General features: G+C 58.9%; 18 protein-coding genes. All 18 read left to right on the top strand.

Translation table 11 applies throughout. The annotated features are described in order from the left end of the window. Positions 1–1,806: a DNA primase family protein gene (locus tag PH558_RS09915; protein WP_285203954.1), complete on the top strand. Its 1,806-nt coding sequence runs from the start codon at positions 1–3 to the stop codon at positions 1,804–1,806. A 310-nt stretch (positions 1,807–2,116) separates the two neighbouring features. Next, positions 2,117–2,926: a hypothetical protein gene (locus tag PH558_RS09910; protein ID WP_285203952.1), complete on the top strand. Its 810-nt coding sequence runs from the start codon at positions 2,117–2,119 to the stop codon at positions 2,924–2,926. 411 nt (positions 2,927–3,337) lie between these two features. Next, entirely contained in the window at positions 3,338–3,973 is a 636-nt protein-coding gene (locus PH558_RS09905; RefSeq protein ID WP_285203949.1) for a winged helix-turn-helix domain-containing protein, read from the top strand. Positions 3,974–4,110: 137 nt separating this feature from the next. Next, positions 4,111–5,985 (top strand): phage terminase large subunit family protein, encoded by a 1,875-nt coding sequence (locus tag PH558_RS09900; RefSeq protein WP_285203947.1) that lies wholly within the window; start codon positions 4,111–4,113, stop codon positions 5,983–5,985. After that, positions 5,985–6,185 carry a phage head-tail joining protein gene (locus PH558_RS09895; RefSeq protein ID WP_285203946.1) on the top strand — a complete coding sequence of 67 codons (201 nt, stop codon included), beginning with the start codon at positions 5,985–5,987 and terminating at the stop codon, positions 6,183–6,185. Before PH558_RS09900 ends, PH558_RS09895 begins: the two co-directional genes overlap by 1 nt. A gap of 8 nt (positions 6,186–6,193) precedes the next feature. Further along, positions 6,194–7,648, top strand: a complete 1,455-nt coding sequence (locus tag PH558_RS09890; RefSeq protein ID WP_285203944.1) for a phage portal protein — start codon at positions 6,194–6,196, stop codon at positions 7,646–7,648. A gap of 10 nt (positions 7,649–7,658) precedes the next feature. Continuing rightward, the gene (locus PH558_RS09885) at positions 7,659–8,267 is read left to right on the top strand and encodes an HK97 family phage prohead protease (RefSeq protein ID WP_285203942.1); all 609 of its coding nucleotides are present in this window, start codon (positions 7,659–7,661) and stop codon (positions 8,265–8,267) included. Between the two features lie 80 nt (positions 8,268–8,347). Beyond that, positions 8,348–9,997 carry a phage major capsid protein gene (locus PH558_RS09880; protein ID WP_285203939.1) on the top strand — a complete coding sequence of 550 codons (1,650 nt, stop codon included), beginning with the start codon at positions 8,348–8,350 and terminating at the stop codon, positions 9,995–9,997. Positions 9,998–10,057: 60 nt separating this feature from the next. Then, positions 10,058–10,393, top strand: coding sequence for a DUF2190 family protein (locus PH558_RS09875; RefSeq protein WP_285203938.1), 336 nt, complete (start codon positions 10,058–10,060; stop codon positions 10,391–10,393). A 4-nt stretch (positions 10,394–10,397) separates the two neighbouring features. Continuing rightward, entirely contained in the window at positions 10,398–10,802 is a 405-nt protein-coding gene (locus tag PH558_RS09870; RefSeq protein ID WP_285203937.1) for a hypothetical protein, read from the top strand. Beyond that, positions 10,803–11,516, top strand: a complete 714-nt coding sequence (locus PH558_RS09865; protein WP_285203936.1) for a hypothetical protein — start codon at positions 10,803–10,805, stop codon at positions 11,514–11,516. A 14-nt stretch (positions 11,517–11,530) separates the two neighbouring features. Next, positions 11,531–11,728: a hypothetical protein gene (locus PH558_RS09860; RefSeq protein ID WP_285203935.1), complete on the top strand. Its 198-nt coding sequence runs from the start codon at positions 11,531–11,533 to the stop codon at positions 11,726–11,728. Beyond that, entirely contained in the window at positions 11,725–13,215 is a 1,491-nt protein-coding gene (locus PH558_RS09855) for a phage tail sheath subtilisin-like domain-containing protein (protein ID WP_285203934.1), read from the top strand. The genes PH558_RS09860 and PH558_RS09855 overlap by 4 nt, the downstream gene beginning before the upstream one ends. 24 nt (positions 13,216–13,239) lie before the next feature. Next, positions 13,240–13,614 (top strand): phage tail tube protein, encoded by a 375-nt coding sequence (locus PH558_RS09850; RefSeq protein ID WP_285203933.1) that lies wholly within the window; start codon positions 13,240–13,242, stop codon positions 13,612–13,614. Then, positions 13,614–13,979 carry a hypothetical protein gene (locus tag PH558_RS09845; protein WP_285203932.1) on the top strand — a complete coding sequence of 122 codons (366 nt, stop codon included), beginning with the start codon at positions 13,614–13,616 and terminating at the stop codon, positions 13,977–13,979. Before PH558_RS09850 ends, PH558_RS09845 begins: the two co-directional genes overlap by 1 nt. Before the next feature lie 63 nt (positions 13,980–14,042). Next, complete coding sequence (locus PH558_RS09840; protein ID WP_285203931.1) at positions 14,043–14,609, top strand: hypothetical protein; 567 nt, start codon at positions 14,043–14,045, stop codon at positions 14,607–14,609. 3 nt (positions 14,610–14,612) lie between these two features. After that, positions 14,613–16,637 (top strand): phage tail tape measure protein, encoded by a 2,025-nt coding sequence (locus PH558_RS09835; protein ID WP_285203930.1) that lies wholly within the window; start codon positions 14,613–14,615, stop codon positions 16,635–16,637. Beyond that, positions 16,637–17,101 (top strand): DNA circularization N-terminal domain-containing protein, encoded by a 465-nt coding sequence (locus PH558_RS09830; protein ID WP_285203928.1) that lies wholly within the window; start codon positions 16,637–16,639, stop codon positions 17,099–17,101. Before PH558_RS09835 ends, PH558_RS09830 begins: the two co-directional genes overlap by 1 nt. Positions 17,102–17,105: the final 4 nt, after the last annotated feature.

Here is a 17,105-nt window from a genome sequence, read left to right as displayed (position 1 = left end):
GTGGCAAAAACAAAGAAACAGGATAGCCGGCCGGAAGCCGTCATTCGCATGATGGAGGCGGCGGCCGAGCAGCGCGCGCCCGAATTCCCCGAAACCCCCTCGCAGATCGAGGCCGAACCGCCAGCCGCCGTTGCCGCCGACCATGATGCCGACGAAGCGGTCGTTGAGTATTGCGCTGGGCTCGATCATTCCGACACTGACAACGGCATCCGCATGAAGCTGCACTTTGGCGACGATCTCGTCGTCATCGCCCAGGAGAAGGCAAAGCAGCCGCTTTTCGCCGTCTGGACCGGCTCGCATTGGGATGCCGCCAATGGCGGCCCGAAGGCATCGGCCATCGCGCAGCGTCTTGGCGGCCGGATCGCGCAGGAGACCGAATACATCCGGCCGAACGAGTTCGAGCAATACATGATCGACCGTGCGGCGGAGGCCTATCAGAAGAAGGAGGATGATCGCTCTGCAGGCGAGCGCAACCTGATCCTGGCGGCGGAGAAGGCCAAGGAAGCGCACGGCAAGCGCGTGAAGCGCCGGCTCGATCACGCCGTCACGTCGAAGAATGCGGCCAAGATGAGCGCTGCTCTCGCCTGCCTGGCTCCGCACATCATGAGATCCGCTGACGAGTTCAACGCTGACAAGATGATGGTGGCGCTGCGCAATGTGACCCTGAAATTCCACAGGAAGATGGAGCGGCGGCGCAATCCCCGCTATCGCAGCCTTGAAGAGACGCCGGATGCGCCGGAATATGTGGATGCCTGCACCGACTCGTCGCTCGAAGTGATCGAGGGGCATCGGCGGCAGGACTTCATCACCCATATCGTCCCGGTCAAATACGATCCGAAGGCGACTTGCCCGAAATGGACGACCTTTCTCAATGGCAAGCTTCCCGATCCAGAAGTTCGCAAGCTGGTGCAGATTAGCTCCGGCCTCGGCATGCTCGGGATTACCGTGCAATATCTCTTCTTCCACTATGGCGACGGCGCCAACGGCAAATCCGTCTATATGGAAACGCTCTGCCGGCTGCTTGGCGAGGTGTCCGTGACGCTGCCGTCGACAAGCCTGATCGGCGAGGGAGGGTCATCCGGGAGCGCGAGCCCGGACATGGCGCGGCTGTACGGGCGACGGCTCTTGCGCGTGAAGGAGCTGCCGGAGGGCGAGGATCTGCGCGAAAACCTCGTCAAGGAACTGACGGGCGGCGAGACCATCACGGCGCGCGATCTGTTCGCCGGATATATGGACTTCCAGCCGCTCTTCATCGCCATGATGAGCGGCAATGGCTATCCCCGCATTACCGGCACCGATGACGGCATATGGCGGCGCATGGCCGTGGTGCATTGGCCGATCAAGATCGCCAAGGAAGACAGGCGCGAATTCGAGGAGATCGTCTCGTCCTTCGAGGTCGAATATCCCGGCATCCTGAACTGGCTGATCGAGGGTGTTCACATGTTCCTCAGAGAGGGGCTTGTGATCCCCGAAGCCGTCGAGCGGGCGACGCAGGAATATCGCGACGATATGGACCGCACAGCGGGCTTTGTGGCGCGATGTATCATCAAGGATGACAAGGCGCCGCCGCTGCCAGGCAAGGATCTCTACGCGGCCTATTGCGACGATACCGTCGACCAGGGCGGCAGGCCGATGAACGTGACGGCCTTCGGGCGAGCCATGGCGAAGAAATTCAACAAGGACCGATCGAGCGGCACGGTGCAATACAAAGGCATCCGTCTGCGTTCACAGCCGAAACCGCGCGAGCCAGAGCCGCCGGAAGGCCGCTTCGATCCACAGGAGCCTTGGCCCGATGACCTGCCGTGACGCTCCCCGCAACCCCTCATTACAGGGTCGAATATCTGCAGAGACTGCCCAAAACGCCGACGATACTGACAGTTTACCGGACAGTTTTGTTGACAGTTTCAATGAAGAAAACGCAGCAAAATCAATGGGGGTCTGACAGTTCTGACAGTTTTCTACGCCTATACGCATAATGGTGGTGAGGAGGTGAGGAGGATGTAAATCCACTAAGCGCGATCAAAACTATCCGAAACTGTCTAAGTGTATGAAGTACAATAATAAAACTATCTGTTGAACTGTCAGTAAACTGTCAGAACTGTCTGAAAGGGTGAAAATGAAGAAGATGATCGGCATCGAAGCCCTTTTGAGTTGGGCATTTATCGAAGAGCTGCCGAAAGTGGAAAGCGGTTCGGTAGGACCGAGCGCCGCGCCTTCGGTTTGGCAAATGATGTTCGATGTGATCACGCTCGGCACCAATATTGACAAAAGCCCAAACGGCTATGGCGTTGTTGGTCACTTCGTGAACATCGGCGAACCGCACCCGGATGCCGTGATAATAGGCGATGCGGTGCGCGCGTTGGCGGATCGAAACGGGTTTGAGATAATGACCGGTTGGTGGCCGTTTCCCGAATGGGACGATCCGCACGGCATCATTCGTGCAGAAGTCGACAGAATTGCAGCCGAACAGGTCTATGAACGCGGCGGCAGACTAAATGGTCGGCATATCGTTACGCTTGTAACCAGCGCAGCAATACTGAAGCGCGGCCCGGATTGGGCGGCCGATGAACCGAAAGTGGTGACGATCAAGCTCAATGGAAAGGATGATGCGTGGTTTGTGAAGCGCACAACCAAAGACGCGTTCGGTCGCCCGATCGAATACGAAGATAGTGGCTTCGACTATCGCAAGCGTCGACCGAAGAGGGGCGCCTACCGAAAGTACCGTTTGGCCGAACCTATCCGCGCAGCCGTCATCAGCCGCCTTGAGTGGCAGCTTTGGCAATCGGCTCTTGAGGCGCTAAGTGAATCGCTCACCGGGAGGCTTTCAGCCTATGACGTTCTTCCATTCACGCCGGATCGGCAACCATGGGCACGTGTTGCTCCCAAGAAGCTAGATGACCAAGCCATTGTAAATGCTGCAGAATAAATGTGATGCACCCGGATTGACATGCGACTGAAGTTTGGTGCACATTAAGCACACTGTAAAAGGTTAGATAGACCCGCTAGGCGCAAGCCCGGCGGGTCTTTTGTTTGCGCCTCATGCACGATGGAGGCAGTCATGAACCCCGCCGCTGTAATGGCGGTATAGAGCATCCGGACGTAGTTGCGACTAGATGCGAACAATCAATGCAGTGACGAGCAACAAAGTTGCGTGAAACATCGATGTTTCACGGTCGCCGACCCCCGACCTGGACCCCTCTATCGCGGGTCCTTCCCAGTTCCCGGCCCCTTGCGGGCCCGGAGGACCCCGCGCCTTCGCTAGTTTCGATGGTCAAAAAACTGACCTGACAACCCTGTCAACGCCTGACAAAGACCTTACAAAGAGCCGCTTCCAATCATGGCAGATATGTTTGACCAGGTGTCATCGGCGCCGGAAAGCGATGGCGTGTGGGTCACGGTATCAGAGCTTGCTCGCCGGAAGAATATTACGCGGCAGACTGCACTTGAGCGCGTAACGCGACTAGAGAAGGACGGTTTACTAGAAACGCGCCGGGATGGTCGTTCACGCCTTGTAGAGATGGCAACGTTCGATCGTTTGGTCGGGCAGACCGGGAATGCGTACCGTGAGCAGGGCGCCGAAACGAAGCGGTCTGCAGAACAGCAAGCGCCGGCGAGTGCCGCTCTTCGTGATGCGCAGTCGGAGCGCGCTCAATATGAGGCGAAGCTTAAGGCGCTGGATCTAGCTGAGCGCACTGGTGCACTGGTGCCTGTGCGTGGCGAACACGGAATTGAGGCGGCGCTTTTGAAAGTAACGGAGGCGATTGTCCGCGACCTCGGCGCGCCAATGAACTGGGTGAGTGAAATCCTTGAGACGGTTCGTGAAGGCGAGCCGGCCTTGCGCCGCCTGCTTCGTCGCAAGATCCACGAACAGCGCGAGACGATTGCAAATCGCCTAACCGCTATAGCCGGAGATGCTGCCGAAGCTGAGAAACTCGGCGTGCACGTCGATATCGATTTCGGAGATAATGAATGAGGGTGACGCTCAAGCGATCCGCGATTGCGATCGTCGCCGGCATCCTTGCTGGCGGCATACAGCCACCGGAGCAGCTATCTGCTGCGCAATGGGCTCGACAGAACCTGGTCGTTCCGGATGGGCCACGTGCCGGCGAAGTGTGGGACGACACCTTGACGCCCTACATTGCCGAGCCACTGGAAATGTGCTCGACGGACAGCGGTATCAACGAGGTTGCCATCCGCAAGTCGGCGCAGACTGGTTTCACGACGCTAATCCTCGCCGCCTGCGGTCACCTGATTGTCACCGATCCATGCCGAGCTATGATCGTGCAGCCTACGACGGGCGCGTTGAAAGAATTCAACACCGAAAAGCTTTCGGTCGCTATTCAGAGCTCTCCGTCGCTTCGCGATCTGGTGCGCGAGCAGTCCTCCCGGTCGGGTGACGGCTCGACAGCGGTATTCAAGCGATTTCGCGGCGGCTCACTGAAGTTGGCGATTGCCAACTCGGCGGCGGACCTCCGTTCCTCGACGATCAAGAAGGCCTTCTGCGACGAAGTCGATGAGTATCCCGACGATCTCGACGGGCAGGGGGATCCGATTGGCATGGTCGAGGCGCGCCAGGAATCGTTCTTGATGTCCGGCGAATGGTTTCGTCTCTACAATTCGACGCCGACGATCAAAGGCGGATCTCGGATCGACGGATATTTTGAGGCGGGTGATCAGCGCTATTGGCATATGCCGTGCCCCGGATGCGGCGATCAATTCAAGTTCATTTTTGATCGACGCTATTTCAAATTCAACGATGAATACCCGCACGAGCCACACTACGTGACGCCTTGCTGCGGCAGTATCATCGAGAGCTACGAAAAAGTCTCGCTGATGAAGCGGGGTGCATGGATTCCAGAGGCCAGTAGGCCGGGCGCATATCCGTCATATCATTTCGATGCGCTGACATCGCCGTTTGTGCCTTGGGAAAAGATCGCGGCACGTTTCGTGGCGGCGGCGGAAGATCCGCAGAAGCTGAAGGTTTTCTATAACCTGACCCTCGGTCTGTCCTTCGACATGAAGGGCGATGCGCCGGATCACGTCCGGTTGATGGAGCGGCGAGACCCGGAACTGCAGCGTGGCAGGATTCCGGCGGGAGGTCTTGTTTTCATCGGTACAGCTGATGTGCAGATGAACGGCATCTATTATCTATTCAAGGCATATGGCCCGGATCGTCAGTCATGGCGCGTGGATGCCGGATTTATCGAGGGGGCGACAGATGATCCTCACGGGGGCGCATTCCTAAAGCTGGAAGAGCTGCGAACACGTCAATGGCCGGATGCTTTCGGATCTGTGAGAGCTGTTGATGCCTTTGGCATTGACTGCGGTTTCCGCTCTCACGTCGTCTACACTTGGGTTCGTAGCAAGCCCGCGACTTTCGCCTTAAAAGGCATGGACGGCTGGTCTAGGCCACCGATTGGTCAACCTTCTCCGGTTGAAATCAATTTCAATGGCCAGCGCATCAGAAACGGCGCGATGGTCTGGGGCGTCGGAACGTGGTCCCTAAAGGGAGCATTCTACGCCAACCTGCACAAGGAAGGTCTTGCCGCCGGTAAGGAGAGCAATCCTCCTGGCTATTGCCATTTCGGCGGATGGATGGATGAAGTCTACTTCAAACAGATCACCTCGGAATATCTCGGGACCGAGAAGGTGAAGAAGGGAAAAGCTCGCGATCGGCGCGTTTGGATGCCGCGAGCTGGCCAGGCGAACCACTTTCTCGATTGTGAGATCTATGGCGATGCCCTCGGCGACTACCTCGGCATCTCACGGATGACGCCGGATCAATGGGCTAATCTCGCAATGATGCGAGGGGTACCGGACGGCGTTCTTAACCCTGGCCTGTTTGCACCGGCGCCTTTGCTTGCGGCTATTCAGACGAGCGGCGAGCAGGGCGCGGCCATCGAGGCTGATGATGAGCCGGCCGCTGAAACCGCTAGCGAGCATGACTGGTTCGATCAGGAAACATCGTTTTGGGGTGAGAGCTAATGGCGTGGACGCAAGATGATCTCGATGCGATCAATTCTGCCATTGCGACCGGCGCTAAACGGGTTCGTTTTCAGACGCATGAAGTCGAGTATCCGAGCGTTGACCAGCTTTTGCGAGCTCGCGATGTGATCAAGGCCGAAATCGAGGGATGCAATACCTCTGGCGGTGCGATCTTGACCGAATATGAAGGCGGATACTGATGGGAATAATGGGCAGTATCCGCGAGTTTTTCGCAAAGCGTGACTACAATTCGGCAGGCTATGGGCGTCGAAATAAGGCTCGTTTCGCTCCGAAAACGTCCGCAAATGCTGAAATCGGTCGCGCTTTGGGCACGGTTCGTGACCGTTCCCGCGAATTTGTGCGAAATAACTGGGCGGGTCAGCGCATCCTTGATGTTCTTACCTCTCACGTAATCGGCGCGGGCATTATGACAGTGCCGAATACCGGTTCCGATCGGATCGATAACCAGTATCGGTTGGTCAGAGAGGAGTGGGAAGAGAACAGCGATATAGAGGGCGTCCTCGATTATGGGGCGCAGCAGGCGCTGCAATTTCGCTCGATGGTCGAGGGCGGCGATGCCGTTCTTCGCATGGTCCCCCGCCCATTCGAGGGATCTTCTCATCCCGTACCCTTCCGGCTCCAAGGTTTGGAAGGCGATCAGATTGACGAAACGCGCGATATTAATCTCGTGACGCCGGGGCAGACGCAGTTCGTTCGCCTCGGTATCCAGATCGACGACTGGGGCGTCCGTCAGGGAATGTACCTTTGGAAGGCGCACCCCGGCGAAATGGTTGTTGGCAATATCGAGCCTTCGGCGTTGGTCGATTGGCATGATGTTTGCCACCTGTATCGCCCGCTGCGCTTCGGCCAGTTGCGCGGCATCTCGTGGTTCGCTCCCATCTTGTTGACCGCACAGGAGATCAAGGACCTCATGGAGGCCGCGATCATCCAGCAGCGGACGCAGGCGAGCTTCGCGGGCTTCCTGAAGCGGGCGCCTGGTGCGTCGAATGTTCTCGCTGTGAAGAAAGACGAAAAGGGCGACAAGGTCACGCGCATCGAGCCGGGACAAATCCAGGATATCGGTGAGTCGGACATCGTCTTTGCCAATCCGTCTTCACAATCCGTCTTCGGAGACTCCTACAAAGCGGGCCTGCGCGCCATGGCGGCGGGGGCGGGGATCACGTACGACCAACTCACTGGCGACCTCACGCAGGCAAATTATTCTTCTCTTCGTGCCGGCAAGATCGAGTTCCGCCGCCTGGTAGAACAGATCCAGTGGCAGATGGTTGTACCGATGGTCTGCCGTAAGGTCGATCGTCGCTTTCTTGACATGGCAATCATGTCCGGAAAACTTCCCAATCGTCGGAATGGCTATCAGGTCGATCATATCATGCCTGCGGTCGAGCCAATTGATCCTACGAAGGATTTGCAGGCCGACGTAACGGCGGTTCGCGCTGGTCGAATGTCCCCGCAAGAATTCATGTCGGCATGGGGGCGTGACTGGCGCAAGATCGTCAAGGACTTCGACCAATTCTTCAAGTTTGCTGACGCCAACAACCTTAAGCTGGACATAGACCCTCGTCGCCCGGCTAACGGCGTCGCTCCATCAGCGCCGATTGATGCGTCCGAACCAACCGCGAGTAAGGAACCAGCCAATGGCTAAGATCATCCAGATGCCCAAGCTGCAGCGTGACGCTGAGGTGCGGGCCGGGTCGTTCGATCAAAGCACCAACACGATCGACGTCATCTTTACAACCGGAGCCACGGTTCGGCGGATGTCCTGGCTTGATGGCGAGTTCGATGAAGAGCTTGTGGTTGGCGCCAGCAACGTGCGTCTCGATCGTCTCAATGCAGGGGCGCCATTCCTCGATACGCACGGCCAATGGAGCCTCGGAGACGTCATAGGCTCTGTCGTACGCGGATCTGCAAATGTGAAGGGCGGTGTCGGCTATGCCAAGATCCTCCTTTCGAATGCGCCGGATGCGGCGGACCGCGTCGCGCGCATCAAGGAGGGCACCGTGTCGAATATTTCGGTGGGCTATCGCATTCACGCGGTCGAGACCACGGAGCGTGAGGGGCAAACGCCGTTGCGCAGGGTCGTGGATTGGGAACCGTGGGAGATTTCTGCGGTTCCGATCCCCGCAGATCCTGGTGCGCAAGTCAGAGCTGATCAATCTGACGCATCATTTTCTTGCCGGATCGAATCTTCTGTCTCCGCTTTGAACACTGTCCGGCGCCTTCGTATGCAAATGGCGCTGCGACACATGGAATTGGCACGCTAGCGGCTACCGCTCTGCCATCAGCCGGCGCCGCCGGTCGCCCTTCGCGCCTTTGGGCCAGGCACTCCACCAAGGACAATACGATGAAACGGACCTACAGCATTGTAGCGGTAGCACTGACTTTTGCTGTCGCTTCTCTTATCTTCTTCGGCGGCGGCGTGGACACTGCATTTGCCGCATCGATCCCTATGCTTCAGCATGCGCCGCTCGTACGGGCGGCGGATTTGGCGGACATCCTGCATCACTACACGCCTCACTTCGCCGCAACGGCCGCAGTTATCCGTGTCCAGCTTGACGATCTGAAAAAGCGGGCAATGGAAAAACTGGCAGAAATCAAGGACGACACAGCACCAGACGCGGCGCGTACGATCGAGGGCGAACATGAGGCGCTCCTCGCCGAGATCAAGGCCAAGCAGGATGAGCTTGCAGCTGCTGAGGCTGAGGAAGCTGATGCTGCACGCAATAACCCCAGCCCCACACAAGCCGCCGAGGTTGCGACAGCGGCGCGTGCTGCGGATATTCTGGATATCGGCACGCGAGCTGGGATGGACGCCTCTGTCATTCAGGATGCCATTCGCGCTAACGTAACGGTCGATGCATTCCGCGTTAGAGCATTCGACCACATGGCTGGGCAGGCCGACCAGAGCCGCACATCACCAGCGCGTGTTCGTGTTGATGAACGGGACACCCGCCGCGCCGCTCGCATCGAAGCTCTGGCGTATGGCCTTGGCGCTCCGCTCCCTGCCAGCGGCCCCAGTGCCGCGGCTCGAAGCCTTATGGGCGACGGCCTGATTGCCATTGCCGCAGAAGCAGTCAATCATCGCGGTATGCCGCGCAATGCGCGCGAGACGGAAGAGGTATTCACCCGCGCGGCACATACGACATCGGACTTTCCAAACCTGATGTCTGGTGCAATCAACCGGGTGCTGGAAGCGCGCTATGCTCTTGCCACGCCGATCTATCGCAGCATCGCGCGTCGGCGTGATTTCCGGGATTTCCGTCCAACTACGAGCCTGAAGATCGGCGATTTTCCGATGCTGAAACCCGTTCTTGAGGACGGCGAGATCAAGTACGGCACCTTTAGTGAAGGCGCCGAGCAGATTTCCGTTCTGTCCTATGGACGCGCAATCTCTATCAGCCGTCAGCTGATGATCAATGATGATCTCGGTGCGATCGCCGACCTTTTGTCGTCCTACGGATCGATGGTTGCGCTGTTCGAAGAGATCACCTTCTTCAGCTCAGCATTTAACGCCAATCTGGCTGATGGGAAGACAGTCTTTCATGCCGGCCATAATAACCTCGCAGGCACCGCAGCCGCGATCGATGTCGATGCGGTCTCTCTCGGCCGTGCGGCGATGGCTAAGCAGAAGAGCCTCGAAGGCAATCCGATGCTCTCCAACAAGCCTGCCATCATTATGACCGGCCCCGACAGGATTACGTCGGCCGAAAAACTTGTAGCCAGTATCACGCCGGCCACGCTCGCCAACGTTAACATCTTCTCCGGGCGCCTCACACCGATGGATACGGCGCAGATTTCTGATTTGTCTTGGTATCTGTTCCCCAATCCTGAGCTCGGCTCCAATTATCGCTGGGGTTATCTCGACGGCTTCACGGCACCACGGGTTCGCATCGAAAATCCGTTCGGCCGGCAGGGCATGGCCATGTCCGTCGAGCACGATTTCGGCTGCGGCGCTGTCGACTACCGCTTCGGCTACAAGAACGCCGGCGCCTAGTAAGGAGTGGGCTTCGGCCCGCTCTTCTCCACCCCTTCATTCGTTCTTGAGGATACGGACATGAAAAACTTCCTTCAGCCGGGGCACTCGATCGACGTCGCGGCGCCTTCGGGTGGCTCCACATCTGGCCTTCCGGTGATCATCGGTTCCCTTATCGGCATTGCCAGTGTAACAGCGGCGGCCGGCGCTATGATCGCCATTCAGATGGGTGGCTGCTACCAGCTTCCTAAGGCGGCCAGCCAGGCTTGGGCGACGGGCGCCAAGATCTATTGGGATGCCACAAACAAGGTCGCCACGACCACGTCATCCGGCAACACCCTCATCGGTACGGCTATCGCCGACGCCGCAGCGGCGGACACGGTCGGCAGCATCCGCCTCGGCCCGACTACGGTCTAAACAGATGTTGACCAACTTCGAGCGGTTGGCAAAAGCCAGCCGCTCTACAGTCGAGCGTGTCCATGGAACAGCTGTGATGATTTTCCCTGCGGTTCGTCAGGGACCAAACAGTCCGCTGCGCCTTTCACCGGCCGATCAACCGTACCGCACCTCCGCATTGTTTTTTGAAGACACACAGATCGAAAACGAGAGTAAGGCCCAGCCGCTCACCGGAAACGGCACGATGCTACACCGCAGTCTTATGCGCCAGGCATCAATCCGCCTGATCGACGGCAAGCCTATGCAGACGGATTTCATCCTACGTCGGGAAGCGGATGGCGCTCTGTTTTCGATCACGCGTTACGATCCGGATGGCGTCGGGAATATCATGGCAACCTTGGCCGTCGCTAAGGCATTACCGGAGGCTTGAATGCTTTCTGTCGACGCAGTTCGTCTGGCTGGTGTGGAGGTTCTGTGCCCTACATCAGCGGTTCTGGCTCACGATAGCTTTCCCACTTTGGCGGGAATTCATGTATTTGATAGCCGAGCCGTCGCGCTGCAGGACATTGATCCAGAGAGGGCGTTTACACCTGTTCTGTCGCTACGATCGGGGCGGAGCAGCGCGACGCTTCGCGGCCCGCATGCTGCTCCGTGGGATTCGGATGCTGACACCATATTGGAAGTTATCGCCGAACTGGCCGTCGTTGCTGGTGATGACGGCGGCAACTTTGCTGATGCCATGGCGGGTGATGACCCTGACGCTCGGCTCGTGCTTGGCGCCTTATGTGCGCAAGTCCGAAGCCTCTTTGAGCGCAGCCAAAGAGGTGGACTGTGGCGCAGGCTCGTGAAGCAGATCACCGAGGTTGAGTACATACCTTACGAAATTCCGGACCTCGGGATGCGTTGGCAGCGGATGACAATGCGATATCATTTGGATATCTGCGACGACCAGTTCGATATGGGTGTCGGCGGCCTGCCGGAGCCGATCAAGTCGCTCTTCGATGCTCTGCCTGACGAATCTTATGCGAAGGCGAAGCTCTCTGCTCTTGCTGCGCACTTTGCCGCTGAGCCCTTGCCGGCGCTAACGGAAATCAGCGGCACCATCGGATCGGTTGAGGCCGGTTTGAAAAATCTCTCTCCCTAAAATCGGAGCCTGTCATGCCTGACGACATTTACGTGCCGCGCGACGGCGCGCGCCTTCCCGTGCCGTGGCCCGAGGAGGGCAGGGCGGTCAATCCGCTCAACAATTTTGAGCAGCGCCTCATTCTCGAAGGCGATCTCGTCCTGAAACCCGCAACACAACCCGCCAGCCAGAAGAAGGGCCAGGGCGGCGATACCGGAGGTGACCAGCCATGACCTCGAATATTCCCGCCAACCTGACGGCGCCGCTGATGGCCTTCGACGTGACGAGCGGCGGCGCTTTCGAGAGCGAAAATCGTCTTATCCTTCTCGGTCACGGCTTGGCCGCAGGAGCGCTTGCCGCCGGCGCTATCGCAGCGTGCGGCTCGTCGATGGATGTTCGCATTCTTGCCGGCGTCGGCTCGCAGCTTGAGGCGATGTTCCTGATCGCCAGACTCAATGCTCCGGCGCAAGAGATCTGGATTGGCCGCATCGACGACACCGGTACCGCCGAGCAGCGTACCATTACGGTCGGCGCGGTTCCCGTAGCTGGGGGGCAAGGCATCCTACAGATCGCAGGCGAGAGCGTTTCCGTCCAGATCAATGCCGGCGATACGGCAAACGCTGTTGCCGCCGCGCTGGCGGCTGCCATCAATGGCTATCGCAATCCGCTGACGAAGGTCTCGCTTCCGTTCACCGCGACCGTGGCGACCAATGTCGTAACCCTGACTGCGCGTCATAAAGGCGCTTATGCGACCGGGCTCGATATTTATATTCCCGTGCTGGACACGGTGAACGCCTTCACTGGGCTGCTGACTTTCGCCACGAGTGTAGCCGGCGCCGGCGTTCCGAGCGTCGCAAATGTGCTCGCTGCTATGAACGAGGATCCTTTCGAGATGATTGCCTCCGCCTTTGGCGATGCGGCGAACCTCACTCTGCTGGACGCGTTCCTCAACACGGTTTCTGGCCGTTGGTCCTATGCGCAACAGCTCTATGGCCACGCCTTTTATCCGGCGACTGACACCTCGTCGAACCTGATCACGAAGGCGCTCAGCAAGGATACATGGCATCTGACGATGATCCCGCGCTTCTCCGCAGGGGGCTTCGCCGAACCGGATTATCTATGGGTGGCGGCATTCACCGCCCGCATTGCTCCATGGTCGGGCGGCGGCGCTAACGGCGATGTCTCGCGCAACCAGACAGGACTTGTGGTGCAGGGTCTGTCTGCGCCGCGCGACCGGAACTTCTGGATGGACTACGCGACGCGCGACACGATGCTGAAAAATGGCGTCTCAACCTGGAAGGTGGATCGGAGCGGCAATGTGATGATCGATAAGATCATCACCCAGCAGCAGACCACTAACGGTGCGCCCGATACGACCTTCCGGGATATCCAGAAGGTCTATCAGCTGACTTACGCGCTGAAGAAATTCCGCGCCGATCTCGCCGCCGAGCATTCGAACAAGGCGATTGCCGACAGCAATCCGGACAATCTCGAAGCGATCGTGACGCCGGCCGATATCAAGGCCACGCTGTTCCACAGCTATCAGCGCATGTCTGGCGTCTTGGAAAACTCGGAGGCCGCACTCGTTGCGATGGTTGTGACGCGCGATCGCGACAATGCTGATCGGGTCAACATCTCGCTGCCTCTCGATTTCGTCAACCCGCTCGACATCTTTGCGGGTCTCGCCACCGCTTACAGCCAGTTCCCAGCCGCCGCCTAAAGCCGGCACTCAGAGGAGATTTCCATGTCAGGCCAAGACTACGGCGGCCTTATCACCGTCCGCCTCTCAACCGGTACTACGCTGTCCCTGCGCGGTACGCTCAACATCAATCCAGCCCGCATGTCTGCGGAAGCGCAGACGAATGACGACGGATCGGTGGATCGTATCGGCACCAACAGGCCGGCGACCGCTGAAATCAATTTTGCCGATCGCGGGATCGATTACGACGCCTTGATGCGGTCGAGCCGTTTCAATGTGACGTTCATCGAGACTTTCTCTGGCGTCACGCACTACTTCACCGAGGCGTTCATGGCAGGCGATCCGCAGCTCAACCGCAAGACCGGTGAGGTGACAGGCCTGACGATCAACGCGGAGAAGTATAGCAAGGTCAAAAACTGATGACCGACGTGGTAGTGCCGCTTTCGAAAAAGTATACGGCTCACGACAAGACCTTCGACAAGGTGGTCTTGCGTGAGCCGAGCTACGCCGAGATCTACGGCGAAGGGCTCGGCCGGCCGCAGGAGTGGCAGCGCGCCGGCGACGGCACGATGGTTATGGTGACATACCCATCGGTCGTGAATGAGTATCTCTCGCGCATCGTCGTCGAACCCGGCTATGACTGCATTCTGCAGTTGAAGACGCTCGATGCTCTCAAGCTGGAGCGTGCCGTCTGCGATTTTTTTTGGGATATGACGGCATCGAAGACGCCGTCGACATCCTCGTCTTCCGTCTCGGCTGGCCGGCGACGCAAGTCGAAGGAATGACGCTGACGCAGCTGGCTTACTGGCTGACCAGGGCCGGGAATTTCTTCAAGAAATAGGCTCCCGATGTTCTCCGACCTTCGTATCGACGATCGCGACCTTGTGCGCCTTCGTCGGGCCCTTGAGCGCGTGCCGGGCGAGATAAAGTCCAAGGCCATGGCGCGCGCCATGCGGCGCATGACGCAGATGGCGCGGCCCCGCATCGTCGAGCGCAATGCCAAGCATGTGAAGCTGCCGAAAGAGATCGTCGCCAAATTGACGACGGCCGCTTTCAACGCCGGCGGTAACACATCGAGGGTCGTCGTCGAGTCCGGCTGGATACCGTTGCAGCGTCTCGGAGCGGTGCAGAATGCGCAGGGGGTCTACGTCAATCTGCGCGGCTCCTACAAGCACGCCTTCATCGCCATGATGAAGAGCGGGCACGTCGGCGTGTTCCAACGCATTCCCGGCACGAAAATGGGAAGCAATCCGACGCGCGAGCAGATCCGCGAGCTTTTCGGGCCGAACCCGGCGCACGCCATCACGAACAACCCGGACGTCTATCTTGACGTCCTGGCTGAACTCATCGAAACCGCGCTCATGCCCCGTTACGTGCATGAGCTGGAATTCATTCTCTCGAAGCTGGGGCCCTGATCCGTGGCAAATCGCAAGATCCGTGCCGAGCTGGATATCGACGGCAAGGACAATACCTCGCCGGCCTTCCGCTCGGTTGCCACGCGCATCGGCGGTGTCGAAAAGCAGATCGCTGGATTCAACCGGGTCGCCAAGGACCTCGGCAAGACGACTGCGGAAGTCAATCGCCGCCTGCGCGACATCGAGAAGTCGTCGCAACAGGTTACGCGTCGGACGAGTGCGATGGCCGGTGCGACGCGTGAGGCTTTCGGCACGGTTGCTCGCTATGCAGCACCCGCAATCGTCGCAGCCGGCGCCAAGAAGGCACTTGTCGATTTTGCCGCTGTCGAGCGCGAGATGAACCGCATCGGCATCACGGCCGAGGCGACGGGCGAGGAAACCACCGCTGCCTTTACGCAGTTGCAGACCATGTCGAAGCAGATGGCTCTGCCGATCGACAAGGCGATTACCGCGCTCGATACGCTGGTATCGTCGGGCATGAACCTGAAGGACGCAATGTCTTTCCTTCCGTCGGTACTCGCGACGGCCCAGGCCTCGGGTGCAGCGACGGAAGATATCGCCAACACCGCCTTGAAAGCCTCGTCGGCACTGAAAATTCAGGCCGGCGACATGCAGCATGCCTTCGATATCATGGTGACGGGCGGCAAGGCCGGCCAGTTCGAGTTGAAGGACATGGCGATGTATATCCCGGATCTGGCGAATTCTTTCGCCTCTCTGGGTTATACCGGTGAGAGTGGCCTGAAGCGCCTGATCGCCATCCTGCAGACCGTGCGCGAGGACACTGGCAATGCAGCCGATGCGGCGGTCTATGTCCAGAACATCTTCGGCAAGATGAACTCGCAGGAGACGGTCAAGAATTTCAAGAAGATGGGCGTCGATCTCAATAAGGAGATGGAGAAGGCCAAGAAGAATGGCGAGGATGTTATCTCCGCCTTCACGCGGCTGTCCATCCAGGCGACAAAAGGCGACCTTTCCAAGCTGCCATTGCTGTTCAACGACCAGCAGATGCGGCTTGGCATGCAGTCCCTGATGACCAGCGCCGACAGCATGGAGCGGTTCCTGAAGGCGGTAAATGGCGATAAGGTCGACGGAACTGTGTTTCGCGATCTCAATCGCGTCCTCGGCGATACCCAGGCCTCGGTCGACCGGCTGCAGAGCAGCTGGGACAAGATGTGGAACAGCGCCGGCAAGGCAATTGCCGGGCCCGCCGTGCCGGTCATGAATGCCATTTCGAACGATCTCGACTACGGGACGGCGTTGCGTGAGGGGCTGACGAAACAGGGCAAAGGCTATTGGGCACGCGAGACGTGGATTGCTGCCCATTTGCCATTCGGCGGTGCGTCGCAAAGCGACGAGGCGGACGATATCGCCAAAGGTGCCGGCTACAGCGATCCGGAATTTCTGGAGCGATACAACAAGCGCCGTTACGAGCGGGGCGTCAACAAGCCTTCTGTCGGTCGGCAGAGCATGCCGATCGTCGTTCCCAACCGAGCCGGTCCGGATCTTCATCGCGACGGCATGCAGTATTCTACCGTTCCGGAGCCGCCGCCTGCAAAGGCGCCTCCCAGCGCGTTCAGCGGATGGCGCGACACATTCGACAATTTCTTCCGCGTTCCATCCCGGCGCGACTGGAAGAATGCTCTAAGTATCGATGTTCCGCGGATGCGCGGCTCGATGCTTGGGCCTGGTGAGCATCCATCCAAGGATGAGTTGCCCATCAAGGTTGATGCCGGTGATTTCAAGCAGACGGCCGATGAGGCCGGCAAAGCAGTTGCCGATGGCGGTAAGCAGGCGAGCGATTCGATCAAGGATAGCGCGTCGGCATTTCGGGTTGCCGGCATGGATGTCGGAGCCGCAATCTCTCGCGCGGCTGCCGATCTCTCGGCCGCTGCGCGGGTCTTCAACACTGGCGTGGCCGCCGCGCCTGCCGCGAGCCGGAACGGCCGCGTCAATGCGGATACCGGCAAGAGCAACACGTTCGCGGCTGCGCCGCCGGGCGGGAATACAGGTGGAGGCGGGGGCTTCTGATGGCGGCACGAGATTGGCGAAAGACCCTGCAGCCGGCGAGCTTTCGCGGCGTGCCGTTTCTTGTTGATGGCGAGGATCTGAGCGGTGGCCGTCGCCTCGCGAAACATACCTATGCGGGCGGGGAGGTCACCCTGCCGGAAGATATGGGCAAGGCCGTCGAGAGTTTCGATGTCACCGGATACCTGCTTGGTGATGACGCTGATCTCAAGGCGAAGGCCATTCAAGCGGCCTGCAGCGTGCCTGGACCGGGCATGCTCGTCATGCCGATGGATGGCAGCATGATGGCTTACGCAGAAGGTTTTCGCCGTACGCGCCAAAGGGAACGGGTCTATTACGTTCGATTCGATGTGACGTTCGTTCCCGATGGCGCATTGCCGGTGGCGGGCCTGTCGATTGGCGATGTCTCTGCCGTGGTTGCGGCTGGAATTTCTTTGGCCGCATCCGGCTTCTCGCGCTTGTTCTAAAGGT

This window comes from Rhizobium pantanalense, from assembly GCF_030182525.1.
GTDB lineage: Bacteria > Pseudomonadota > Alphaproteobacteria > Rhizobiales > Rhizobiaceae > Rhizobium.
This window is presented reverse-complemented; position numbering and strand designations above follow the sequence as displayed.